This window comes from Echinicola sp. 20G, assembly GCF_015533855.1.
Lineage (GTDB): Bacteria > Bacteroidota > Bacteroidia > Cytophagales > Cyclobacteriaceae > Echinicola.
Genome location: NZ_AP024154.1, coordinates 260,863 through 285,947 on the forward strand (window position 1 = coordinate 260,863; position 25,085 = coordinate 285,947).

The following is a 25,085-nucleotide window of genomic DNA, read 5'->3' on the forward strand; positions in this document are numbered from 1 at the left end:
TAATATTGGATTTTTCAAAACAAACAGGCATTTTTAATACATAGATTATCGATTAACAAGTTATAACCTAATTTAACAAAACCCACATGAAAAAAACTCTACAAAAGTTGAGAGTTCTTTTGCTATGCGCTTTGTTTTTATTTTCAATGCAAACAATAGCACAAGGACAAAGTAGGGAAGTGACAGGTACTGTCATCTCTGCTGAAGATAGCCAACCTTTGCCAGGTGTTTCAGTTCTAGTTCAAGGGACTACTAGAGGAACGGTAACAGACCTGGACGGAAACTTCAAAATCACCCTCAATCAAGGAGAAGATGTTCTAATTTTCTCGTTCATCGGTTTTGAAAGCCAAAATGTACTTGTTGGAAACCAAACTAATCTTTCTGTCACCCTAAATTCAGACGTACAATCACTTGGAGAAGTGGTCGTAGTAGGTTATGGTGAGCAAAAGAAAGAAACAGTGACAGGTGCAGTAGCTTCCGTAAAAGGCACCGAGCTGGCCAAGTCACCCGCTACTAACATTTCGAACTCCATTGCCGGTAGAATGCCAGGTGTGGTAGCCGTAAACAGAAGCGGTGAGCCTGGTTATGACGGTTCAGGTATCAGAATCCGTGGTTCAAATACCTTGGGTAATAATGACGCACTCATCGTAATTGATGGTATTCCTGCAAGAGCGGGTGGTTTTGAGCGACTTAATCCTAATGACATCGAAAGTATCTCTGTCTTGAAAGATGCTTCCGCTGCCATTTATGGTTCCAGGGCCGCAAACGGTGTTATACTGGTAACCACCAAAAGAGGTAAAAGTGGTAAGCCAGAATTATCCTACCAATTCAACCAAGGCTGGGCGCAACCTACTGTCTTGCCTGACATGGCAGATGCTGCGCAATACACAGAAATGCTTAATGACCTGAGTGTTTATGAACTTCCTGTAAATGAATGGCAAGCAGCAAATGATGCCTATAAAAGCACTGGGGTCTATACAAGACCAAACGGTCAAGAAAGAGCAGCTCCATTTACTCCTGAAGACATTGCTGCTTATAGGGCTGGAAACGACCCTTGGAATTACCCAAACACAGACTGGTATGGGGAAACACTAAAGACATGGTCTCCTCAAGTAAGACACAACCTCCAACTTAATGGTGGTAGCGAAAACGTTAGGTATTTGGCTTCTTTGGGCTACCAAAATCAGGATGCTTATTATAAAAACGCAGCTACAGGGTACAAGCAATATGATCTTAGAATCAACTTAGATGCCAAAATCAATGATTATATCAGCGTAAAATTAGGTGTCCTAGGACGTGAAGAATATCGCTTCTTTCCAACCAGAAGTGCTGGAGCCATATTCCGTATGCAAGTTCGTGGTAAGCCTCACCAACCAGCTTATTGGCCGAATGGTCTTCCTGGGCCTGATATTGAAAACGGTGAAAACCCGGTAGTCATCACTACAAACGCCACTGGCTACGATAGAGACAAAAGAGATTATTTCCAGTCTAATGGTGAAATAACAGTTAAGATTCCCGGAGTAGAAGGTCTTAAGTTTGTGGGTACCGCTGCAGTGGATAAGTTATCCAGAGACACCAAACGTTGGGAGATTCCTTGGACACTTTATGAAAGAGGTAATGGATTTGAAGATGATGGAGTAACCCCAGTATTGGTTCCAAGTCAAAGGGGGCCAGCTGAACCTAGATTGAGCCAAGCTCACTACAACCAGCTCAATATCCTGTTAGGCGGTGTATTCTCTTATGAAAGGACATTTAATGAAGCCCATACTATAAATGTACTGGCAGGTACCAACCGTGAAACTGAAGAAGGAGACAATTTTAATGCATTTAGAAGATACTTCATTTCTCCTGCCATCGATCAAATGTTTGCAGGTGGTGACTTGGAAAAAGATAATGGTGGGGGCGCATATGAAAGAGCTAGGCTAAATTATTTTGGTCGGGCTGCTTATAACTATAAAGAAAAGTACTTGGCAGAGTTCCTTTGGAGGTATGATGCTTCCTACATCTTCCCTGAAGATACCCGTTATGGTTTCTTCCCTGGCATCATGTTAGGTTGGGTCGCTTCAGAAGAGGACTTCTTTAAAAGTGCAATTCCTGGTTTGGAATTTTTCAAAATCAGAGGTAGTTGGGGACAAATGGGGAACGATCAAATCTATTTTGGTGGAGCCCTACAGGAATACCAATTCCTTTCCACTTATGGCTTTAGCAGTTATATCATAGACGGTACCGAAACCAAAACATTATACGAAACCAGGGTTCCAAACACCACAATTACTTGGGAGATTGCCAATAACTCAAACATCGGTATTGAAGGACAAATGCTAGATGGAAAAATATTCTTCGAAATGGATTATTTCTATAATAAACGTACCAATATCCTTTGGAGAAAAAATGCATCCGTCCCACAAAGTACCGGGCTATCACTTCCAGCTGAAAACATTGGTGAGGTGGCCAACTCGGGCTTTGACTTCTTACTAGGTTATCGAGGAAGAGCTGGAGAGTTCAGCTATAGTGCAAGTGTCAACGGAGGTTACGCCAAGAACAAAATACTTTTCTGGGATGAAGCTCCTGGAGCACCAGAATGGCAAAAGTCTACAGGCAAACCAATGAACACGTTCTTGGTATACCAATACGACGGAGTGTTCCCTGACCAAGCCTCTATTGATGCTGAAACTTTGGATTATACAGCTATCACCAATGAGTTACGCCCAGGAGACATGAAGTATGTCGATTATAATAATGATGGCGCGATTACTCCTGATGACAGGGTAAGAATGGACCAAAATGACATCCCGATGTTCCAAGGAGGTCTTAACCTTACTGCTCAATATAAGAACTTTGACTTGTCCATATTGTTCCAAGGAGCGTTTGGTGCACGTCAATATGTCAGCGCAGGTGAGTCAGGAAACATAGGTAATTACTTCTTGGATATTTATGAAAACAGGTGGACTGTAGACAACCCAAGTAGTGAGCATCCAAGAATTGCGAACAGAAGTGACCAGTACTATTCCAATGGAAACACCTATTGGTTCAGACAAACTGATTATATCCGATTGAAAAACTTCGAAATAGGGTATACACTGCCTATGGAGGTTGGAGAAAAAGTAGGCATCAGTAACCTAAGAATATTTGCAAATGGATTGAACCTGTTTAACATCATGAATAAGTCGGGAATATTAGACCCAGAGTCCAACAGTTCAACTGGTCAGTATTATCCTCAAGCAAGAGTAATCAATACAGGCCTTTCACTCACCTTCTAATTATTTAACCTACAAGAAAGATGATGAATAAACTTAAAAATATAACCTATCTGGTCTTGGTCGGATTATCTGTTTGGACGATGACCAGTTGTAATGACGATTTTGTCAACACAGATCCACTAGGCGAAGTATCTGAAGGGGCTGTTTGGTCTGATGCTGCATTAGCAGAAGCTGCAGTTACAGATATCTATGCAGGATTAGGAAATGGAGGATTTGATGAACAAATGCTAGCATCCTTAACCGATGAATCCATATTTACCCACCCAGGAAGGGGGATTACCACCATTACAGAATCCCGATCCAATCCTGCAGACATTGGCTGGGTAAACGGCACCCTTTCATGGGGTAATATGTACAGCCGTATCCGGGCTTGTAATGTAGCCATCCAAAACCTAACAGAACCTCAATTTCCTAATGACAATGGAATTGTAGACAGGTTAATGGGAGAAGCCAAATTTATGCGGGCCTATTACAGCCACCAATTGTTAAGGTATTATGGTGCATTTCCAATTGTGGACAGACCTTACGAATTAGGTGAGGAGACTTACGAAATAGCAAGAAATACTTGGGAAGAATGTGTCAATTTTATCGTTCAAGATTTAGATGATGCGGCCAATTTGCTAGACGGTAAATCCATGGCCTCAGGCAGGACCAATAGAGTTGCTGCATTGGCTTTAAAATCAAGGGTATTGTTATATGCAGCTAGTGATCTTCACGACATCCCTACTGCATCAGCCCAATCATCTGTGATTTCCGGTTACGCCAACCAAGAATACCTCGGCTATACATCAGGAGACAGAACACAAAGATGGCAAAGAGCTAAAGATGCAGCCAAAGCTGTTTTGGATAATGATGATGGAAATATGCTTAACCTTAGTGCTCCTGTGTCGCATGAAGAAGGCATTCAAAACTACATGAACAATTCACTTTCCAAAAATGGCGGAGAAAATGAGCTGATCTTTGCAAGGTATTTTATCAATGCCAAGCAGGAAAACGGAGGACGTCAAGGTCTTTTCAATGGACCAAACGGCTACAATAACTGGGCAGGGAACACACCTATCCAACATTTTGTGGATGATTACGAAATGATGGACGGTACTTCATTTGACTGGAACAACCCTGACCATGCTTCAGCACCATATGAAAACAGGGATGCTCGATTCTATGCTTCTATTCTTTACGATGGCTCTCAATGGAAACCACGTTCAACTGCCAACCAGCCAAGAGACCCACTAGGCCAAATTCAAACTGGTCAATATGAAATCATCTCTGGTGGTCAAACTGTTATCCACTTTGGTCTGGATACTAGAAATGGACCGATAGAGGATTGGAATGGTAGCTATACGGGTTACTACATGAGAAAATTCATCGACCCAGACCCTGCTATTGTTGATCAAAACACTTGGCAAGAAATTCCTTGGCCAATATTGAGATACACTGAAGCAGTCCTAAATTATGTTGAAGCATGTATTGAGTTAGGTGAGGAGGATGAAGCCAGGACTTGGTTAAACAGAATCCGCTACAGAGTAGGTATGCCAGCCATTAGTGACACTGGAGATGCCCTAATGGAGCGTTATAGAAATGAAAGACGTATAGAAATGGCCTACGAAGAACAACGTTATCACGATTGCCGTAGATGGATGATTGCAGATGAAACCTTAGGCAGAAAAGCCAATGGCATCAGTATAGTTGGAACCTTAAAACCGGGCCAATCCTTGTCCATTTATCGATATGATCCTGATATCTATAACTATTCCTATCAAGTGACTCCTATAGACCCGGGTAAAGAAAACAGAACTTGGCTAGACAAAATGTATTTCTTACCAATCCATAGAGATGAAATGAACAGAAATCAGTTACTGGTACAAAATCCAGGATACACGGAATAACCACTTACCTATTGTTATTTTTTAATAAAGAATCTATACCAACCCTCAGGTGATTGGTATAGATTTTTTTTATATTTAAACCAAAACCTAAATCACCCAATATGATCAACCATTTACCTAAAATAACTTTCTTTGTTTTAGTAATCTTCTCTTTCCTCAGCTGTCAAACACAAACTGATGAAGAAAAAGAGAAAGAGATTATCCCACTTTTTTCCCTATTAAGTCCTGAAAAGACCAATATTACTTTTGTAAACAAGCTCACCGAAGGCCTAAATACTAATGTGCTGATGTATGAGTATTTCTACAACGGAGGCGGGGTAGCTATTGGTGACCTGAACGGGGATGATTTGGATGATATTTATTTTACTGGAAATATGTCCAGCAATAAGCTTTACCTGAATAAAGGCAATATGGTCTTTGAGGACATTACTTCCGTCTCAGGTGCAACGGGGCGCACAGGCCCATGGAAAACAGGGGTCACAATGGCTGATGTTAATGGCGATGGCCGTCTGGACATTTATGTTTGCTACTCAGGTAACCTTCTCCCAGAAAAAAGAAAAAACCAATTATTCATTAATGAAGGAAATAATGAAGCTGGAATCCCCCAATTTAGTGAACAGGCAGATAAATTCAATCTAGCTAGCAATTCCACCAGTACCCAAGGTGCCTTTTTTGACTATGATAAAGATGGAGATTTGGATCTTTTTCTTTTGAACCACAACCATAAATCACTTCCCGTTCTTGATGAAGCTAGTACAGCCCAAATCATGAAGTCAACAGACCCCGCTGGGTCTCAATTTTTCAGAAATGACAATGGTAAATTTACAGAGGTAACCCTAGAAGCAGGTATTCAAAACTCAGCATTATCCTATGGTCTAGGCATCGGTGCGGCCGATATCAACGGTGATGGCTGGACTGACCTCTATGTCTGCAATGATTACACTGCACCTGATTATCTTTATATTAACAATCGCGATGGCACTTTTACTGATCAAATAGGAAAAAGCCTGGGACATACTTCCCACTTTTCCATGGGGAATGACATTGCCGACATCAATAACGATGGCTTGCCTGATCTTTACACCTTGGATATGCTTCCTGAGGATAATAAACGTCAAAAGCTTTTAATGGCTCCTGACAATTATGAAAAATTCGACTTTAAAGTGAATGTAGGGTTCCATTATCAATACATGAGAAATATGTTACAGGTAAATAATGGAAATGAAACCTTTAGCGAAATCGGGCAGCTCTCTGGCATATCCAACACCGACTGGAGTTGGTCTGCTCAATTTGCCGATTTCGATAATGATGGATGGAAAGACCTTTACATCACCAATGGTTACCTTAAGGATTATACCAACATGGACTTCCTGAAATTTATGGGAGACTATGTTCAGAACAATGATGGCAATATCAGAAGACAAAATGTTTTGGATTTGGTCAAACAAATTCCTTCTTCCAGTCTGTACAATTATATGTTCAAGAATAATGGAGACCTGACCTTCGAAAAAATAAGTGAAGACTGGGGGCTAAATTATGCTTCTACTAGTAATGGCGCTGCCTATGCCGATTTGGACAATGACGGGGACCTTGACCTGGTTGTTAATAACATTAACCTAGAAGCATTTGTGTTTGAAAACCAAAGCAATAAACAACTTAACAACAATTATCTAAAAATCAAGCTACTTGGAGAAAGGCAAAACAAATTTGGTCTAGGTACAAAAGTCACTCTTTATAGTGGAGACCAAGTATATTATCAGGAGCAGATGCCAACAAGGGGCTATCAATCCAGCATATCACCTGTTCTTCATTTTGGTTTGGGCAAAGCAGATGTACTTGATTCAATACAAGTGGAATGGCTATCAGGAAAAGTACAAGTGCTAAGAACTGTGCAAACAAATCAAACATTGACCATTTCAGAGGCTGAGGCATCAGAGAGAGAGTTATACAAACAACCCAGTCAAAGTTATTTTGCGCACACCACTTCACCAATCAGCCCAAAAACATCAACAAATAAGATCAATGACTTTAAGCGGCAACCTTTAATGGTCAACCCTCTTTCCTTCAACAGTCCAATTATGGTCAAAGGAGATGTTAATGGAGATGGCTTAGAGGATATTTTTGTTGGTGGAGGGCTTGGAGATGCAGGTTCTTTATTTCTACAAAACAAAACTGGTGATTTTGACATAAAAAACACAAATGAATTTCTCCAGGACAAGGATAGCGAAGATACTGACGCTGCCTTCATCGATATAGACGGGGATGGCCATTTGGATTTGTATGTATGTAGTGGTGGCTATGCCAACTTTATGCCTCAAGACAAAAAACTTCAAGACAGAATCTACATAAATGATGGCAAAGGTAACTTGAAAAAGTCTCCAGAATCCTTGCCACAAATGCTTATCAGTTCTTCTTGTGTCACCAGTGCTGACATCAATAATGATGGGGCAGCTGACCTTTTTGTAGGAGGAAGAGTAATTCCAGGAGCTTATCCCACTATACCAGAAAGTACTATTTTAATCAATGACGGAAAGGGCATATTCTCGGATCAAACATCCGCATACTCAGCCGGTCTAAAAAATATTGGACTTGTCACTGATGCAGAATGGACAGACCTGGAAAATGATGGCCAACTGGAACTTGTTATTGTAGGAGAATGGATGCCTGTCCATGTTTTTTCATTGACCAACCAAAAATTGCAAGAAAGCACCTCTAAATATTTTGACCAAAACTATTCTGGGTGGTGGAACAAACTGTTGGTAGATGATCTCAATGGCGACGGAAAAATGGACTTGGTAATAGGAAATCAAGGTACCAACACCCAAATACATGCCAGCTCAAATGAGCCTACAGAAATTATTTTCAAAGATTTTGATGGTAACGGCTCTATTGACCCTATTCTTTGCTGCTATATCCAAGGCGAAAACTATCCTTATGTAACCCGCGATGAACTGTTGGATCAGATTGCTAAAATGAGAACCAAATTCAACAGCTATAAAGGTTACGCAGATGCCAAAATCAAAGACATTTTCACAGAGGATGAGCTGGAAGGAGCAACAACTCTTTCTGCCAACTATCTCAAGACTGCTGTATTTTTAAGTGATAATTCCGGGAAGTTCAAGGAAGCCAATCTCCCGATCCAAGCTCAATCTTCACCTGTTCTGGCCATATCCAATACAGACTACAATGAAGATGGCATCAAAGACTTGATCCTTTGTGGCAACATTGAAAAAGCACGCTTAAGGTTCGGGAAATATGATGCCAACTATGGCATTCTATTGGAAGGAAACGGGCAAGGTGGCTTCCGCTATATTCCTCAACAAAAATCAGGTTTTGAACTGAAAGGAGATGTCCGAAGCATTCTCCAAATCAATGACAAATGGCTCTTCGGTATTAACCAAAAAGGCATTGTGGCCTATCGCAGATCGACAAATATTTAATTCAATAAATACCTAACATTATAATGAAGTACCCAGTAAAATTATTCAGTATCCTTATTTTGACAGCTTTTGCATTAAGTTGTCAGGATAAAACCAAAGACCTTCCCGATATTCCTTCAAGTTATATTGGTGAAATCACGATCCAAATGACGGAATTGATGATTCATGATGTCACCAATCCGCCCCTGGCAGCAAGATTCTTTTCCTATGCTTGCCTGACCGGGTATGAAATTGCCTCTCAAAACGACAGCACACTAGAGGATTTGCATGGTGTTCTCAATCAGTATCCAGATATAAAGAAACCTGAAGGATATCCTGAACAATCTTATCAGCTGAGTGCCATCCTTGGCATGTTGGAAACAGCCAAAAAGATCCAGCCATCTGGCACGGAGCTACAAAGTTTTGAAGAAAGTATTTTAGACAGCTGTAGAAGAATGGGTTTCAGTGAAGAAAACATTGAACAGTCCTTGGCTTATGCCCAAGACATCAGTAAGGAAATTCTTCAGTATGCTAAAGCTGATGGATATAATCTCATTAGCAATTACCCTCGCTACACACCCCTTGAAATCCCGGGAAGCTGGTACCCGACCCCTCCAGGTTATTTTGCCCCCGTAGAGCCTTATTTTGATACTGTAAGGCCATTTTTTCTGGATTCAGCAGCCCAATTTAAGCCAGAACCTCCTGTAGCTTTTTCTGAAAATAAAGACTCAGAATTTTACAAAATTACCAAGGAAGTTTATGATGTAGACCTCTCTGGCGAAAATAGTGAAATCGCCGCCTTTTGGGACTGTAATCCTTTTGCTCTTCAGGACAATGGCCATTTGATGGTTGGGATGAAGAAGATATCTCCAGGTGCCCACTGGATGGGAATTACCAACATAGCTTGCAACAAAGCGAGACTCTCTTTTTCAGAAGCCCTCGAAATTCATACCATGGTGGCAGTTACCTTAATGGATGGTTTTATAGCTTGTTGGGATGAAAAATACCGGAGCAACCGTATTCGCCCGGAAACAGCCATCAGAAAATACATTGACCCTACTTGGACTCCATTCTTACAAACACCTCCTTTCCCTGAATACCTAAGCGGCCACAGCACAGTATCAACAGCTGCCTCTGTAGTGCTCACCCATTATTTCGGAGAGGAATTCCCTTATTCTGACACAGTCGAGGAGAGATATGGCCTAAAGGCAAGAAGCTATTCTTCATTTACCCAAGCAGCCAATGAAGCAGCCATAAGCCGTTTGTACGGAGGGATACATTTTATGGATGCCATTACTAGGGGACAAACTCAAGGAAGAGAGGTTGGACATTGGATTCTTAACAAAATAAGCTTCTAAAGCAAAACGCCTGATGTGATGACATCAGGCGTTTTGCTTTTTAAACAAAGAACTTTTTTCCTTTAATATAATCTTCCACCAAGGGAGGAAGTAAATAGGTTACAGACTTCCCTTCTTCTATTGATTTTCTGATAAAAGTAGCCGAAATATCTATCAATGGCGCTTCTACATGCTTTACATTAGGATGATCGTAATCCACAGATTCCCCTGGCCTAGGATAAACATACAATCCATATTGCTCCAATATCTGATCGCTATTTTTCCATTTATGAAAGTGAGTCAGGTTATCTCCTCCAATAATCAATTTAAAGTCATGTTGTGGATGCTTGTCTTTAAGATAGGTTAATGTGTCAACCGTGTAGCTTGGTTTAGGCATGTGAAACTCTACATCCATTGCCCGAAAATGATAGTTTCCTTCTATGGCCAATTCGACCATTCTCAAACGGTCAAATTCATGCAATAAGGCTTTTCTTTGCTTAAATGGGTTTTGAGGAGACACAACAAACCAAACTTCATCTAAGTCAGTACTGTCCTGCATGACATTGGCTATGATCAAATGCCCAATATGAATGGGGTTAAACGAACCGAAAAATAAACCTACTTTCAATTTCCTTTATGCTCAACGAAGTCATTGACTAACTGCTCTGCCTTTTCAAATGACTTTTTCATATCATCATTGACAAGTGTCACATCAAACTTCTCTTCAAATGACATTTCAAACTTAGCTTTGTAAATCCTCCTGGAAAGGCTTTCTTCAGACTCTGTACCTCTATCCTTTAAGCGCTCTGATAAGGTGTCCAATGAAGGAACTTTCACAAACACAGCTAGAGCACGTTCTCCGAAATATTTTTTTAGATTAAGTCCCCCTTTAACATCAACATCAAAGACTACATGCTTACCGCTATCCCAAATTCGTTGGATTTCTTCTTTGAGGGTACCATAAAAATTACCTTCATAAACCTCTTCCCATTCTATAAAGGCATCTTCATCAATTTTTTTCTTGAATTCATCTGGGCTTAAAAAGTAATAGTCCTTACCGTGGACTTCGTGCCTCCCTCGCTTATCTCTTGTACAGGCAGAAATTGAAAAGCCTAGGTCTGAACGACTGGATAAAAGATGTTTAACTATAGTAGTTTTTCCGGAACCCGATGGAGCCGAAAAGATAAAAGCTTTTCCAAAAGACATGGTGGTGATTCCTTATTTTACATCCTCGATTTTCTGCCTGATACTTTTGGCCAATTCACTTGGGACTTGTTGTTTGGTGCACTTATTTTTAAGTACTTCACGTATAGCCTGTTCCAAATGAAAATGCTCAAAACATGGCTGGCACTTGGACAGTTTTTCTTTGAGGACATCCTTTGACGCGTCCTTGTCTTCCCCATCTAGAATACTCTCTAAAAGTTGGAAGCATTTGCTCACATCACCACACTTTAGTTTCCTTTCCCCAGATGATTCTATGTTTTTGTCCATGTTATTTATATTTCGCTTTCAAACTTAATTCAATCTTCATCAGCATTATACCCCATATCCTTAGCATAAGAATGTAATTTCTCCTTCAATAAGTTCCTTGCCCTATGTAATCTTGACCTTACAGTGCCAATTGGAATATCCAAAATTTTGGCCATTTCTTCGTAAGTAAAGCCTTCAAGGTCACACAATATGATCACAGTCCTGAAATCAACTGCCAGACTGTTCAATGCATTGGAAATTTCATCTCCAAGCATATCTTTAACCGTATCCACCCTTAAATCAGAAGTGATATTGTAATCAACACTATCTGAGTTATAATAAGTTTCAACCTCCTGATAATCAACCTTGGACGGCTGCTTACTTTTCTTTCTGTATTCGTTGATAAAGCTGTTCTTCAAAATACGGAACAACCAGGCCTTGGCATTGGTACCTTGTTCAAAACTATTGATAAAACGATAGGCTTTGAGGTAAGTATCCTGCACCAAATCCTTTGCATCATCTTCATCAAAAGTAAGCCTGAAGGCAAAGTTGTACATCGAGTCTATGTGAGGCATAAACTCATTGTCGAATATATTATTCTTCTCTTTATCGGAATATTTTTTCTTTTGTACCTCAGACATAAGTTTCAAAAATAATCATTGACTTAATTTATCACTAATTTTTTGAAAGAATTCGCTTGATTTCATTTATTTTGGATTCCAAAAACCTCGCCTTTCACCTTTCAATAGGACGAGTTTAACGTAATACTGCTAATTAATGTTCGCATTCCGCTTAATTTCTTACCTGCCTTTGTGGTGTTTGTATATCCTATCCGATTCATTCTTTATCCTTGCTTACTACATAATAGGGTACAGAAAAAAAGTGGTTTGGAAAAACATCTCATGCGCCTTTCCTGAAAAAAGCCCAAAAGAACGAAAAAAGATCATGAGAGAGTTCTATAGAAACCTCACGGATTCTTTTGCTGAAACCATCAAGCTGATGACCATGGGAAAGCCTGAAATTGAAAAAAGATTTCAGCTTGAAAACATGGATTTACTTCGTGACCTTTTGGAAAGAAAGCAAGTAATCGTAGGGCTTACCGCCCATTTTTTTAATTGGGAAGGACATCCTTTAGCGGTCAGGGCTTTGGTGGATGAAAGAATAGAAATTGTGTACCAACAGGTCACTAACCCATTCTTCGAAAAGCTGATGAAAACACTTAGAAGTAGGTTTGGTGGCTATTTGGTAGAAAAGAGCAAGTTTCAAAGACATTTTATCAAATACAGAAAACACCCCAGATTAATTGGATTAGCAGCTGACCAAAGACCAAACCGGGAAGATCAGCGCTATCATGCTAAATTTATGAACAGGGAAACAGGCTTCTTTGAAGGAGCTGAAAAACTGGCCAAGCGATTTGACCTTACTGTCATATTTTCTGAAGTCCACAAACTCAAACGAGGACATTACAAATTCACTTATCGCTTTGTCGCAGAACCTCCGCATGATACGAGGGAGCACAGCATTACGGATCAATTCATTGAGCTGACAGAAAAAAATATCCGGGAACAACCCGCCTTGTACCTTTGGTCCCATAATAGATGGAAAAACAGTAACTGATCATAACTTACCCTAAGATTTCCACAGATAAACATTAACTTTGAAGCTTACAGGAGGAAAGAAGTATGGATTATTTAGAAGGTTTAAATCCCCCACAAAGAGAAGCAGTTGAACACACAGAAGGCCCCTTGATGATCATTGCCGGTGCAGGATCTGGCAAAACAAGGGTACTTACCTATAGAATAGCACATTTAATCCACGCCAAAGGAGTTGATCCTTTTCAAATATTATCACTGACCTTTACCAACAAAGCGGCCAGTGAAATGAGGCACCGTATTGAAAAGCTTATTGGCTTGGAGGCCAGAAATACTTGGATGGGTACTTTTCACTCCATCTTTGCGAAAATCTTACGTGTAGAGTCAGAAAAGCTTGGTTTCCCGTCCAATTTCACCATATATGATACAGATGACAGCAAATCGTTGATCAAAAGTATTGTCAAAGAAATGCGGCTGGATGACAAGGTTTACAAACCCAATACCGTCCTGTCAAGAATTTCCGGTGCAAAAAACAGGCTAATCTCTTGGGAAAACTACATCAATGATCCCTACATTAAGGCAGATGATGAAGCCGCTATGAAGCCCCGAATGGGTGAGATTTATCGCGCCTATCAAAAACGACTCTTCAAGTCATCTGCGATGGATTTTGATGACTTACTATTTAACACCAACGTATTGTTTAGGGACCATCCCGATGTACTTAATAAATACCAGCAGCGTTTTCGATATGTGCTGGTGGACGAGTTTCAGGATACCAACCTTTCCCAATATCTCATTACCAAAAAACTGGCAGCAGTCCATCAAAATATTTGTGTGGTAGGAGATGATGCACAAAGTATCTATGCGTTCCGTGGCGCGGATATTCAAAATATTTTGAATTTTGAAAAGGACTACCCTGACTTGGAAGTGGTCAAGCTAGAGCAAAACTACAGGTCCACAAAAAATATAGTCGAGGCAGCCAACTCCATCATCGCGAAGAACAAAGCTCAGCTTAAAAAGAACGTTTGGACTCAAAATGATAATGGGGACCTCATAGAGCTGATCAAGGCTGCTTCAGACAATGAAGAAGGGCGAATGGTAGCATCCACCATTTTTGAAGAAAAAAACAATAAAAAGCTTGAAAACAGTGATTTTGCCATCCTTTACAGAACAAATTCACAGTCCAGAGCAATAGAAGAAGCCTTAAGAAAGATGAACATCACTTACAAAATTGTAGGTGGTCTTTCATTTTACCAAAGAAAGGAAATCAAAGACTTGATGGCCTACATGCGCTATGTGGTCAATCAGGATGACGAGGAAGCTTTCAAAAGAATCATTAACTACCCTAAAAGAGGGATTGGAGCGAGCAGTGTAGAAAAAATGATGGTTTCTGCCTACGAACACGACATTCCACTCTGGAAGGTCATCAATAATGCAGGCAGTTTCCTTAGCGGCAGGGCGGCCAATGCCGTCGCTGATTTTTCCACTTTGATCAAAAGCTTCAAAATGGAAACCGAAAGAAAGGATGCCTATGAAGCAGCATCTGCCATTGCGAAGCAATCTGGTCTGCTGAGAGAGTTATATGAAGACAAAACCATTGAAGGGCTCAACCGGTATGAAAACGTTCAGGAATTGCTCAATGCCATCAAAGAATATGTGGACAATCCAGAAAATGAAGACAAAAGCTTAGGAGCTTTCCTCCAAGAAATTGCTTTGCTCACTGACAATGACCGTGATAAGGACGAGGTAGATGCGGTCACACTGATGACTATCCACTCTTCCAAAGGTTTGGAGTTTAGACAGGTTTTTGTCGTTGGACTTGAAGAAGACCTTTTCCCATCTCAAATGATGATGCAAAGTCGAGAGGACTTGGAAGAAGAAAGAAGACTTTTCTATGTCGCTACTACGAGGGCCATGGAAAAACTCTACCTTAGTTATGCCATCACGCGTTATCGATTTGGAAGGCTTTTAAACTGTGAACCAAGTAGGTTCCTAGAAGAAGTGGACCCTAATTGTATCAAGGTCACCAAACGTAAAGGAAGGCAGCTGGGAAGTAGCTCTTTTGGCCAGCAAAACACCAATGGTAGTGAAGGAAAATCAGGCTTTATTGGATTAAAAAGACCTTCAATGAGAACCAATACTACCGCAAAAGTTCATACGCCAAGCCCTGACTTTAAACCATCCAATACCAACAACTTAATGGAAGGCATGAAAGTGGAACATCCAAAGTTTGGATATGGTAAAGTTCTTAAGGTTGAGATAGAAGGAATCAATAAAAAAGCCACCATTGGCTTTGACAATTTTGGAGATAAGACTTTATTACTTAGCTTTGCTAAGCTTCGGATTGTGGAGTCCTAAAAAAAATCCACTAATGAGTATAGATAAAGTTTTTGCCTAACAGCAAAACCATTAACATTATCATAAATCCATCTACCCCATTTAACGACATTTTTTCGTAAATTGAAGCAGTTGTTAACTTAACTGGGGCAAGATATGAAAGAACAAGAAAAGCATAAACACTCAGTAATTTTGAAAGAATACGGAAAAAACATTCAGAAACTGGTGGACTATATCACCAATGTTCCTGACAAAGCCAAAAGGACTGAACAGTCCTACACCTTGGTAGAACTGATGAAGCAGCTTAATCCCCAACTTAAAATTGAGAACGACCAAAAGTTATGGGACGACCTTTTCATCATGTCCAATTTCCAGTTGGATGTTGACAGTCCTTTCCCAATGCCGGAAAAGGAACTTTTGGGCAAAAAGCCGCTAACCATTGGATACCCTGAAGGCGAAGTAAAGTTCAAGCACTACGGGAGGAACATTGAAAAGCTTATAGAAAGAGCCATTGAAATCCAAAATGATGAAGAACAGGAAACTGCTATCATTTATATAGGCCAGTTAATGAGAAGCTTCCATTCCACTTGGAACAGGGAAAATTTTGACGATGGCATCATCATTGACGACATCAAAACGCTCTCAAAAGGCAAACTCCATATTGACCTTGAAAAGGTAAAAGAAAATTCTCTTTTCGAAACCAACATGAGAAGAGATTTCAAAACCAACAGTCAGCCAGACCAACCATCCAACTCTGGAAGAAGAGGAGGCAAAAGAAGAAACAACGGAGGTAACTACAAAAAACGCAGAAATTAATGTCCTCATTCCGAGTAAAAGGGGGATTAAAATTAAAAGGCGAAATCACCCCTCAAGGCGCTAAAAATGAAGCGCTACAAATTTTATGCGCCGTACTTTTAACTGACCAAGACGTAACAATCAACAAAATCCCTAACATCAGGGATGTCAATAAACTCATTGAATTATTGGCGGATATGGGAGTAAGTGTAGAAAAGATCGCTCCAGAAAGCTACCGATTCAATGCTTCCAAAGTAGATCTCGAATATTTGGATTCTGACAAATTCTTGACTAAAGCATCTGCTTTAAGAGGTTCAGTTATGATTCTCGGCCCTTTATTGGCAAGATTTGGAAAAGGAAAAATATCCAAACCAGGGGGGGATAAAATTGGGCGCAGAAGATTGGACACCCATTTTATTGGTTTTCAAAACTTGGGAGCCAAATTCAACTATGACACCCAAAGAGAAATATACAATATTGACGGAAAGAACTTAAAAGGAGCCTACATGCTCCTTGACGAAGCTTCTGTCACTGGCACAGCCAATATCCTTATGGCTGCTGTATTGGCCGAAGGAAAAACCACCATTTACAATGCCGCTTGCGAACCCTACCTACAGCAACTTTGTGACATGCTTAACAGGATGGGGGCAAAAATCACTGGAGTAGGCTCCAACTTATTGAACATAGAAGGAGTTGAGAAGCTGGGTGGGACTGAGCACACCTTACTTCCTGATATGATTGAAATTGGGTCGTTTATCGGACTTGCTGCCATGACTCAATCCGAAATCACTATCAAAGATGCCCAAATCCACAGGTTGGGCATTATCCCTGATACTTTCCGCAGGATGGGTATCAAGTTGGAGTTCAGAGGCGATGACATCCATATCCCAGCCCAAAAACATTATGAAATAGAGACATTTATTGATGGCTCCATCCTGACAGTTGCTGACGCAATATGGCCAGGTTTCACTCCAGACCTGCTCAGCATTGTACTGGTAACTGCTACGCAGGCCAAGGGCACGGTATTGGTTCATCAGAAAATGTTTGAAAGTCGACTTTTCTTTGTAGATAAGCTAATAGATATGGGAGCTCAGATAATCCTTTGCGACCCTCATAGAGCCACGGTTATCGGGCTGGATAGAAAATATCCTCTTAAAGGTATTCGAATGACTTCTCCAGACATTAGGGCTGGGGTATCCCTTTTGATCGCAGCATTATCTGCAGAAGGGACTTCTGTGATTGACAATGTTGAGCAAATAGACAGAGGGTATCAATACATAGATCAAAGACTAAACGCACTAGGTGCTGATATTGTCAGGATTGATTAACATTCGTTCCAATAAAACAAAGGCCGGTGGAAATTTTCACCGGCCTTATTACTTAAAAAATCATCTCCTCGCTAATTTCTTGTTTTCACTCTCGAGTTGAGAGAGGTAATGGTCAAAAGCATTTACCCTTTCGCTGGGATAAATACCTTTTGCCTTTTTTAATTGTTTTAAAGCAGTTTCCTGTTGACCTTCATTAAAATGAAGAACAGCATCATTGTAATATTGAAGCCCAGCCAGTTCTTTTAGAGAAATAGAAGAATAAATGGTGTTTTCTTCACCAGCCCCATCTGAGAGACCCGCCAACTCCGACCGATCCCGTTTTGACTGGTTTTGCTTTCGAGGCACAAAAGCTGCAATGTAATCCTTCACCTCATCTTGATCCTTTATAAAACCAGAGCGTGGCTCAGTACTTTCTAAAACATAGGTTTTATCATTATCATGAACCAAAACAAATACATGAAAATCCGTCTCTATTATCTCATAATCGAAACCATATCTATCCAGTAAAAGCCCTAATACAGCCGAACCACTGACACAATCATATGACCCGTTTTCCAAGGTCTCATTGAATGTACTGTGACGATTATAGTTTTTTAAAACATACTGATGAGACTTATAAAAAATCTCTCCCACAAACCATTCAACAAAATGCTTTTTATCCGCTCTCTTATCCAGCTTTTCAGTCAATTTTTCAAACTGCTTCATATCCACCTCATCCTTTGCATGCAAGGCTTTTAACAGATGAATTGGCTGTGCCTGACTTAACAACAATTCTTTCTCTGCATCGCTTTCAAAAACAGACTGGTCCTCAGACCAATCCTGTGACATACCCTGGTATATCACCAAAACCAATGCTATCAGTATAATTAATGCCCTTTTCAACCTACCCTCCTTTCTATGTTAATTTTATGTTATTAAATTAACAATTTGTTAACATAGAGTCAAAGCATTGGTCCGTTTTTCAATGTTAAGTTTTTTAACAGACTGTATTACAATACATTAATAAACATTCATTAATTAACAATAAGTTATTAAACATTTGATCCAATTCAAGCTTCCTGATATTTTCTACCATACACAGGTAATTAGAAACATGCTTCTTGACTTGTATAAAAATTTATTTTTTAACTATATTCATAAAACTAACAAGTGACATGATTACATAAATGAACAACCTGAATAGTAAAACATTATTTATCCAACATAGAGTAACACTAGGACTTTTCTAAATCATAACTTTAAAACAAATATGAACTCTTTTATCAAATTAAAGTCCCTAATAATAGGGCTTTTGATACTTAATATCTATCCACTGTTTGCTCAAGAAATGCCTTCCAAAAAGAAAGACTTGGAGGATGCTTATCTGCAACATGTTCAAGAAATTTCATCACTAAAGAATGAAATGACACAATTAAATCAAAGAATTGAGAACCTTGAGTCTGACAAGCGCAAACTGGGTTATGAAAAAGACGGTTTACTCCAAGACTTGAATTCATTAGACCATCAAATATTGGAGTTAAAAAAAAGCCAAGACAGTTTGAAAACCGAGCTTGTTGAAACCAATAATCAACTTGAGATAAATTACGGTATTAATCAAAAACTAAAGTCTTTACTTAAAACCCTTACCGAATCGCAAGCTGGTCAAGATTCCCTGACCAATATGGAAAGTACACCTTATTTCATAGGCACTTTTGTGGGAACCCAAGCTGAATCTGTTGTCAAAGACCAAGACGGAAAAGAGCTGATCATCAATGGTCAAAAAATCAAAACCCCACCTATCGACCACTCATTTATCCTATTACATGAGGATAAAGTTTTGCTGGAGCAGATAAATAAAAACGACCAATCGGTCACTGAATTAAGTGGGACATACCTGGTGACTACTGACAATGACCAAATCTATGAAATTGAATGTACTCTTAAAAACAATGAGAGTTTGACATTAGAATACCTCATACACATTGACAAATCCACTGAAGAAATCACCTGTAACTCAGATAATCAGGCACCATTTAAATTATTAAAGAATATCCTAATGGAAAACACAGGTGAGGTAATCACTGAGTAAACCTACTTGAAACATAAAAGCCAGCCTAAATTAAATTTAGGCTGGCTTTTTTACATATAATCGTTTACGATTACACGTAATTATTTAGCATCACTGGCATCACCAGCATCAAAATATCTTCATTATCCCCCTTATCACTAGGAACGATCAAACCAGCTCTGTTAGGTGCACTGAACTTCAAGGTCACTTGCTTGGCCGAAATGTTGTTCAACATCTCTACCAAGAACTTGGCATTGAAACCAATCTCAATATCCTCTCCTTCATGCTCGCAAGAGAGTCTTTCATTAGCCTCATTAGAGAAATCTAAATCTTCAGCAGAAATCTGAAGCTCACTTCCGGTAAGCTTTAACCTTACTTGGTGAGTAGTTTTATTTGCGTAAATGGCAATTCTTTTCAATGAGCTTAAAAACTCTATTCTATCGATGGTCATGTCATTGTCGTTGTCCACCGGAATTACATTTTCATAATCCGGGAAACGTTCATCAATCAAACGACAGATCATCTGGATATTGCCAAACTTAAAATAAGCATTGGAATTATTGAATTCTACCGTCACAGGGACATTCTCTGCAGGAAGTGTTGACTTCAAAAGGTTGAGTGCCTTTCTAGGAATAATAATACTTGCAGCATCCTGAGCCGCAATATCCACTCTCCTATAACGAATCAATCGGTGTCCGTCCGTGGCTACAAATGTTGCATTGGTTGTACTCAAATTCACATACACACCTGTCATCGCAGGACGAAGCTCATCATTACTTGTCGCAAAAATGGTATTGTTGATAGCGCTGCTAAGTACTTCCGTTGACATATCCACCGCTGTAGCGTTGCTTACAGAAGGAATTTTAGGGAAATCTGTAGCATTCTCACCTGCCAATTTGTATCGGCCATTGTCAGAGCTAATTTCCACACTGTAAGTATCATGATCGATACTGAAAGTCACCGGCTGCTCTGGAAGATTTTTTAATGTCTCGATAAGAATCTTTGCAGGAACGGCAATATTTCCATCTTCTTTTGCCTCAACATCTATCTCAGTCATCATGGAGGTCTGCAGGTCGGAAGCCGTAATGGTTAACTTACCTTCTTTTATTTCAAAAAGAAAGTTTTCTAATATCGGCACGACCGGATTGGTGGTCACCACTCCATTGATTCCGGAAAGTTGCTTCAAAAGAGCAGAAGAAGAAACAATAAATTTCATGTGAATATGATTTAGTTATTTAAGGACAAGGCTAAATATGACATTATTTCAATAAACACTCAATTTCAGCACATTGATCCTAGGCTATTATTCCAATTAGTTTTCAACAGGGTAAATTTATAAATAAAATCATAAAAGCAGGTAAGCCTACAGAATTTCTACTCAAAAAAATTGCTCCCAATAAATTCTCTTAAATTTGCTTTAATTTTTGCTTCCAAATTTACGTTTTCTCCAATAAACTTTCACAAACCCCAGCATCATGATCAAAACAATGGGCAAGACGATATTAATCAACTGCCACTTGAATTTCTCCTCTTCGACAAGCTTTTTGTTCAAAGGCCGAATTTTCAATTCTTTGCTTCTGGTAACCATGATTCCATTGGGATCCAAAAGGTACTTCAACGTATTTTCAAGGAACACTTTATTGGAAACGCTTACATCCGAAAATGGATCTATACCAATAGCTAGCGGCTCCCCTGTCTTAACATTTCTTTCTCCCTGTATCCAATCGCCATCTCCGACTACTACTACAGTCCCCGACCCAGAGTCGGTGAACTTTCCGTCACCCTTAAATTCTTCTGGCAAAAACCTGTTCTTAAAGTAAGAAGTAAAATTCCCTTCCAGCAAATACACAAGAGGCAAATGCTTTTGGCTAAATAGAGAAATATCAGGCTCCTGCATCATATCTTTAAAAGCAACATTTACAGGCTGAGCTAATGTTCGGCTATAACCTCCACTGAACACCAATGGGGTTTTGCTTACACCTTCTGCCTTAACTGTATCCAAAGAGCTGACAAACCTAAATTTCATCTGATCCAAGCCTTTAGTGATCACATGATCACTCATATTCGTTGCGATCACATAAAAAGGCCATGGTAAAGGCGTAATTTGCGGTTGATTACCAAAATCTCCTGCCACAACTGGATAGTAGCCAAAATTCATATCTTGTATAAGGTCTTTATTGATCCTAACACCATACTTAAAAAGTAGCTGATCCAATCCAGTTTCATAAGCTAATGCCACCGTTCCCTCTCCCCCGGCATTTTCCATATTAACGGCCAAAGGGTCAATACAAAAGAGCACATTCCCTCCTCTCATCACATATTGATCCATAAGGTAAATTTCTCTTTCCTTGAAATTCGCTTTAGGACCGGCGATAATTATCGCATCAAATACCATAAGGTCATCCACACTCTTTGCTTGCTCCAAAGGAACCTTGTACACTTCATATTCTGCGGACAATGCCTCAACTATACCATACCCTTCATCATCCTGCAACTCTCCATGGTTAGTGATCATGGCTATAGCTTTCTTATCAGTACTGACCAGCTTCTCGATCATACTGATTAGCTCATATTCAAGGTTTTCAATGGACAAGTTCAAAATCTGATCCGGAGACATTCCCTTTTCTCCTTTCAGCAACAAACCTCCTGTTTCGTACTCGGCATTCCGAATCACTACTCCCGGAAAAATCAAACGGGAAGTTTGGCTTCCATTATCATTGGCAAAAAGATTAGTGGGGTTAATCCCAAACTCTGCCAAATACAAAATATATTCTTCCTGCTCATTCTCAATTTTGATTTCCAAAGGGTCAAAATACCTAATGGAAATTTTCTCACTACTGTATGCATTAAAGGTTTCAAGGGTCTCTTCAATATTTTTTTGAAAACGCCTCATTCCTCCTGGCAGGTTTCCTGTTAGCAAAATATCCACCTCTAAGGGTTCTTCCAGATTGGCCAGTACATTTTTAGTAGCTTCATGTAGGGAGAATCTCTTTTCCTCCGTAAGGTCAAATCTAAAAGACAGCATGCTATTCAGCAAAACAAGCCCTACAATAACAATTAATATAGCTCCAACTGACAGCAGTAACTTCCTCTTTATTACTTGGTCAATATGTTTTCCTCTTTGGCTCATCGCTTTTTAATCATTAATGTGGTGAGGATAATTAAACTGGCAATAAGTCCAAAAAAGAAAAACAGGTCACCAGAAGCAATTACACCCCTACTCATACTTTCATAATGATAATTCAGGCTGAGGTCTTCCAAAAAGATAGCCATGCTGCTCATTTGCATTAAGCTGACCAAAGCTGTAAATCCAAAATACAAGGCAAAACTAATAAATGCGCCTACTACAAATGCGGTAATTTGATTATCTGTCAGAGAAGAACTAAAAAGGCCAATAGCTGCAAACACAGCCCCTATCAAAATCATCCCAAAAAAAGAACCAATAAACCCTGCGCTGTCTATATTGCCCTTCGGCGCTCCCAATTGGTAAATGCTATAATAGTAAATCAAGGTAGGCAGTAATGCTAAAATAACCACCAGCACCCCCGCCAAGTACTTTGCCAATACAATCTGATAGGGCTTTAGTGGAGAGGTCATCAGCAATTCCCAAGTACCACTCCTCTTTTCTTCTGCTATCATCCGCATCGTAATAGCTGGAACCATAAAGACAAATACATATGGAGTATAAACAAACAATGCTTCTAAATCAGCAAAGCCATATTGTAAAACACTGGTCTCAGGAAACACCCAAACCAACAAACCCAATGCGACCAAAAAAACAGAAATAATTAAATATCCCGTCAGATTATTAAAAAAGGAATTGACCTCCTTCCACACCAAACTCATCATACAGCAGCACTCGTTAATTGGTGAAAAATAGTTTCAAGATTCCTCTCCTCCTGACGGAGACTTAATAAGGATAGTTGCTTTTCATTTATTACTTCCAGTATATTTTTCCTCAAAGAAGTGGGCTCATTGGTCAACAATTGAATAGAACCTACTGCCAATACCCTCACCTCATTGACACCTTGCAAGCTGGTAAACCAATCAGTCTCCAGGTTTTCCTGTGTCTCGAGATAAATGGATACTTGGCCATTGCTCGACTTAAGGTTCACCAATGAATCCTGCACCATGACCTTTCCCTGATGAATGATCACTACCCTATCACACATTGCTTCTACTTCTTGCATAATGTGCGTGCTAAGGATTAAGGTTTTCTCTAAGCTAATAGACTTGATTAATTTACGGATTTCGACCAATTGATTGGGATCTAAACCCGTTGTGGGCTCATCTAGGATAATTACATTTGGATCATGGACCAAAGCTTTTGCCAAGCCCACTCTTTGGCGGTACCCTTTGGAAAGCGCACCAATCTTTTTATGCTTTTCTGTCTCTAGACCACATGATGCTATTACCTCATGCACTCTTCTATCAGCCTTAGCTCCTTTTACACCATAAATCCCAGCCATAAATGTCAGGAATTCCTTAATATACATCTCCATGTAAAGAGGATTGTGTTCAGGCAAGTACCCAATTTGCCTACTCACTTGCTGAGGATGTTCAATCACAGAAACCCCATTAACCAAAACATCTCCATGATCAGGCAGTAGGTAACCTGCTGCAATTTTCATGGTTGTGGACTTACCCGCTCCATTAGGACCTAAAAAACCTAAAATCTGACCTGAAGAGGCTGAAAAACTCACCCCATCCAGAGCTTTTTGATCTTTATAGTTTTTGCTGAGCTGTTTTACTTCAAGAGACATTTTATTGCTTTCCTTTTGGGCGAAGCGGCCTGCACTCCACATCTGCTATAAAATAATTGGGATGGGTTTCCAAGGTTTGCACCATGGTAGTAGCCACATCTTCTGGGCGCATCATATTTTCATGTGCATTCATTCCTTCGATGTCATCAAAGAAATTGGTTTTTACAGAACCAGGATAGATGGTAGATACTTTTATCCCAAATTCTCTTAACTCCATATACAAAGCATGAGAAATCCCCTTGACCGCATGCTTGGTGCCACAGTAACCTGCAAATTTAGCCACTCCATTTAACCCTGCAATAGAGGCTACATTCAAAATATGTCCTTCATCTTGGGCCTTCATATTGGGAACTACCCTTTTGGTGACATAAAATATCCCATGCACGTTCACATCAAACATTGATTTCCAATCCTCACTTGACATTTCATCGATCGCCCCAGCCACCCCAAAACCAGCATTGTTGATCAAAATCCTAATATCTTCTCCTAATTGTTTTATGGTGCTTTTGTAAGCCTCATCGATAGATGCTTCATTAGCAACATCACAGCTAAAAAAATGAAAGTTATCATGGTTCAAATCAGGCCGGTTTCTTCCCCACCCCGCAACAACAACTCCCCTTTCCAATAATTGAAGAACGACCTCCAAACCTATCCCTTTACTTACTCCTGTTACAATAGCTGTTTGTCCCTTTAAATTCATGTTGATTAGTTTAGGTTTGACACACAATGCAGAAATCAATCCCAAATTGTGCCTTTTTTTGGAGTAAAAAAATAATTTAAAACTAAAAACTTATTCAGTGGGTATTTTAAAGCCTCCAATCTTTTGCTAATTTTAATTACATCCAACC

General features: G+C 39.7%; 19 protein-coding genes. 9 read left to right on the plus strand and 10 right to left on the minus strand.

Annotated features, from left to right (window positions below):
* Positions 1–86: 86 nt before the first annotated feature.
* The 4 genes from JL001_RS01335 to JL001_RS01350 all read left to right on the plus strand — a co-directional run bounded on the left by JL001_RS01335 (position 87) and on the right by JL001_RS01350 (position 9,926).
* Positions 87–3,260, plus strand: a complete 3,174-nt coding sequence (locus JL001_RS01335; RefSeq protein WP_200974334.1) for a TonB-dependent receptor — start codon at positions 87–89, stop codon at positions 3,258–3,260.
* Between the two features lie 23 nt (positions 3,261–3,283).
* A complete protein-coding gene (locus tag JL001_RS01340) occupies positions 3,284–5,149 on the plus strand; it encodes a RagB/SusD family nutrient uptake outer membrane protein (RefSeq protein WP_200980269.1) in 1,866 nt (621 codons plus the stop codon).
* A gap of 101 nt (positions 5,150–5,250) precedes the next feature.
* The gene (locus tag JL001_RS01345) at positions 5,251–8,589 is read left to right on the plus strand and encodes a VCBS repeat-containing protein (RefSeq protein WP_200974335.1); all 3,339 of its coding nucleotides are present in this window, start codon (positions 5,251–5,253) and stop codon (positions 8,587–8,589) included.
* Between the two features lie 23 nt (positions 8,590–8,612).
* Positions 8,613–9,926, plus strand: a complete 1,314-nt coding sequence (locus tag JL001_RS01350) for a vanadium-dependent haloperoxidase (RefSeq protein WP_200974336.1) — start codon at positions 8,613–8,615, stop codon at positions 9,924–9,926.
* A 40-nt stretch (positions 9,927–9,966) separates the two neighbouring features.
* Here the strand turns inward: JL001_RS01350 and nadD are convergent, their stop codons facing one another.
* Genes nadD through JL001_RS01370 form a run of 4 tightly spaced genes read right to left on the minus strand, consistent with a single transcriptional unit; the run spans position 9,967 to position 12,016 of the window.
* Complete coding sequence (gene nadD, locus JL001_RS01355) at positions 9,967–10,533, minus strand: nicotinate (nicotinamide) nucleotide adenylyltransferase (RefSeq protein ID WP_200974337.1); 567 nt, start codon at positions 10,531–10,533, stop codon at positions 9,967–9,969.
* Positions 10,530–11,111, minus strand: coding sequence for a guanylate kinase (gmk, locus tag JL001_RS01360; protein WP_200974338.1), 582 nt, complete (start codon positions 11,109–11,111; stop codon positions 10,530–10,532). The genes nadD and gmk overlap by 4 nt, the downstream gene beginning before the upstream one ends.
* Positions 11,112–11,123: 12 nt before the next feature.
* Positions 11,124–11,396 carry an anti-sigma factor gene (locus tag JL001_RS01365; protein WP_192011116.1) on the minus strand — a complete coding sequence of 91 codons (273 nt, stop codon included), beginning with the start codon at positions 11,394–11,396 and terminating at the stop codon, positions 11,124–11,126.
* Positions 11,397–11,425: 29 nt separating this feature from the next.
* Complete coding sequence (locus tag JL001_RS01370) at positions 11,426–12,016, minus strand: sigma-70 family RNA polymerase sigma factor (protein WP_200974339.1); 591 nt, start codon at positions 12,014–12,016, stop codon at positions 11,426–11,428.
* A gap of 136 nt (positions 12,017–12,152) precedes the next feature.
* Here JL001_RS01370 and JL001_RS01375 point away from each other — a divergent pair, with 136 nt between their 5' ends.
* The 4 genes from JL001_RS01375 (at position 12,153) to murA (ending at position 17,427) form a co-directional block, all read left to right on the plus strand.
* On the plus strand, positions 12,153–12,992 hold the full coding sequence (locus JL001_RS01375; protein WP_200974340.1) for a lysophospholipid acyltransferase family protein: 840 nt from the start codon (positions 12,153–12,155) through the stop codon (positions 12,990–12,992).
* Between the two features lie 65 nt (positions 12,993–13,057).
* Complete coding sequence (locus JL001_RS01380) at positions 13,058–15,325, plus strand: ATP-dependent helicase (RefSeq protein WP_200974341.1); 2,268 nt, start codon at positions 13,058–13,060, stop codon at positions 15,323–15,325.
* Between the two features lie 135 nt (positions 15,326–15,460).
* Complete coding sequence (locus tag JL001_RS01385; protein WP_200974342.1) at positions 15,461–16,120, plus strand: DUF4290 domain-containing protein; 660 nt, start codon at positions 15,461–15,463, stop codon at positions 16,118–16,120.
* Positions 16,120–17,427 (plus strand): UDP-N-acetylglucosamine 1-carboxyvinyltransferase, encoded by a 1,308-nt coding sequence (gene murA / locus JL001_RS01390; RefSeq protein ID WP_200974343.1) that lies wholly within the window; start codon positions 16,120–16,122, stop codon positions 17,425–17,427. The genes JL001_RS01385 and murA overlap by 1 nt, the downstream gene beginning before the upstream one ends.
* 60 nt (positions 17,428–17,487) lie before the next feature.
* On the opposite strand, the gene JL001_RS01395 is transcribed toward murA, so the two are convergent.
* Positions 17,488–18,309: a hypothetical protein gene (locus tag JL001_RS01395; RefSeq protein ID WP_200974344.1), complete on the minus strand. Its 822-nt coding sequence runs from the start codon at positions 18,307–18,309 to the stop codon at positions 17,488–17,490.
* A 409-nt stretch (positions 18,310–18,718) separates the two neighbouring features.
* Between JL001_RS01395 and JL001_RS01400 the strand changes: the two genes are divergently transcribed.
* Entirely contained in the window at positions 18,719–19,495 is a 777-nt protein-coding gene (locus JL001_RS01400) for a hypothetical protein (RefSeq protein ID WP_200974345.1), read from the plus strand.
* Positions 19,496–19,565: 70 nt separating this feature from the next.
* Here JL001_RS01400 and dnaN read toward each other — a convergent pair whose 3' ends face one another.
* The 5 genes from dnaN to JL001_RS01425 form a co-directional block, all read right to left on the minus strand.
* Positions 19,566–20,690, minus strand: coding sequence for a DNA polymerase III subunit beta (gene dnaN, locus JL001_RS01405; RefSeq protein WP_200974346.1), 1,125 nt, complete (start codon positions 20,688–20,690; stop codon positions 19,566–19,568).
* Between the two features lie 201 nt (positions 20,691–20,891).
* Positions 20,892–22,604 carry a gliding motility-associated ABC transporter substrate-binding protein GldG gene (gldG, locus tag JL001_RS01410; RefSeq protein ID WP_200974347.1) on the minus strand — a complete coding sequence of 571 codons (1,713 nt, stop codon included), beginning with the start codon at positions 22,602–22,604 and terminating at the stop codon, positions 20,892–20,894.
* Positions 22,601–23,323 (minus strand): gliding motility-associated ABC transporter permease subunit GldF, encoded by a 723-nt coding sequence (gene gldF, locus JL001_RS01415; protein WP_200974348.1) that lies wholly within the window; start codon positions 23,321–23,323, stop codon positions 22,601–22,603. The genes gldG and gldF overlap by 4 nt, the downstream gene beginning before the upstream one ends.
* Positions 23,320–24,237: a gliding motility-associated ABC transporter ATP-binding subunit GldA gene (gene gldA, locus JL001_RS01420; RefSeq protein ID WP_200974349.1), complete on the minus strand. Its 918-nt coding sequence runs from the start codon at positions 24,235–24,237 to the stop codon at positions 23,320–23,322. The genes gldF and gldA overlap by 4 nt, the downstream gene beginning before the upstream one ends.
* Position 24,238: 1 nt before the next feature.
* On the minus strand, positions 24,239–24,937 hold the full coding sequence (locus tag JL001_RS01425) for an SDR family oxidoreductase (RefSeq protein ID WP_200974350.1): 699 nt from the start codon (positions 24,935–24,937) through the stop codon (positions 24,239–24,241).
* Between the last annotated feature and the right edge of the window lie 148 nt (positions 24,938–25,085).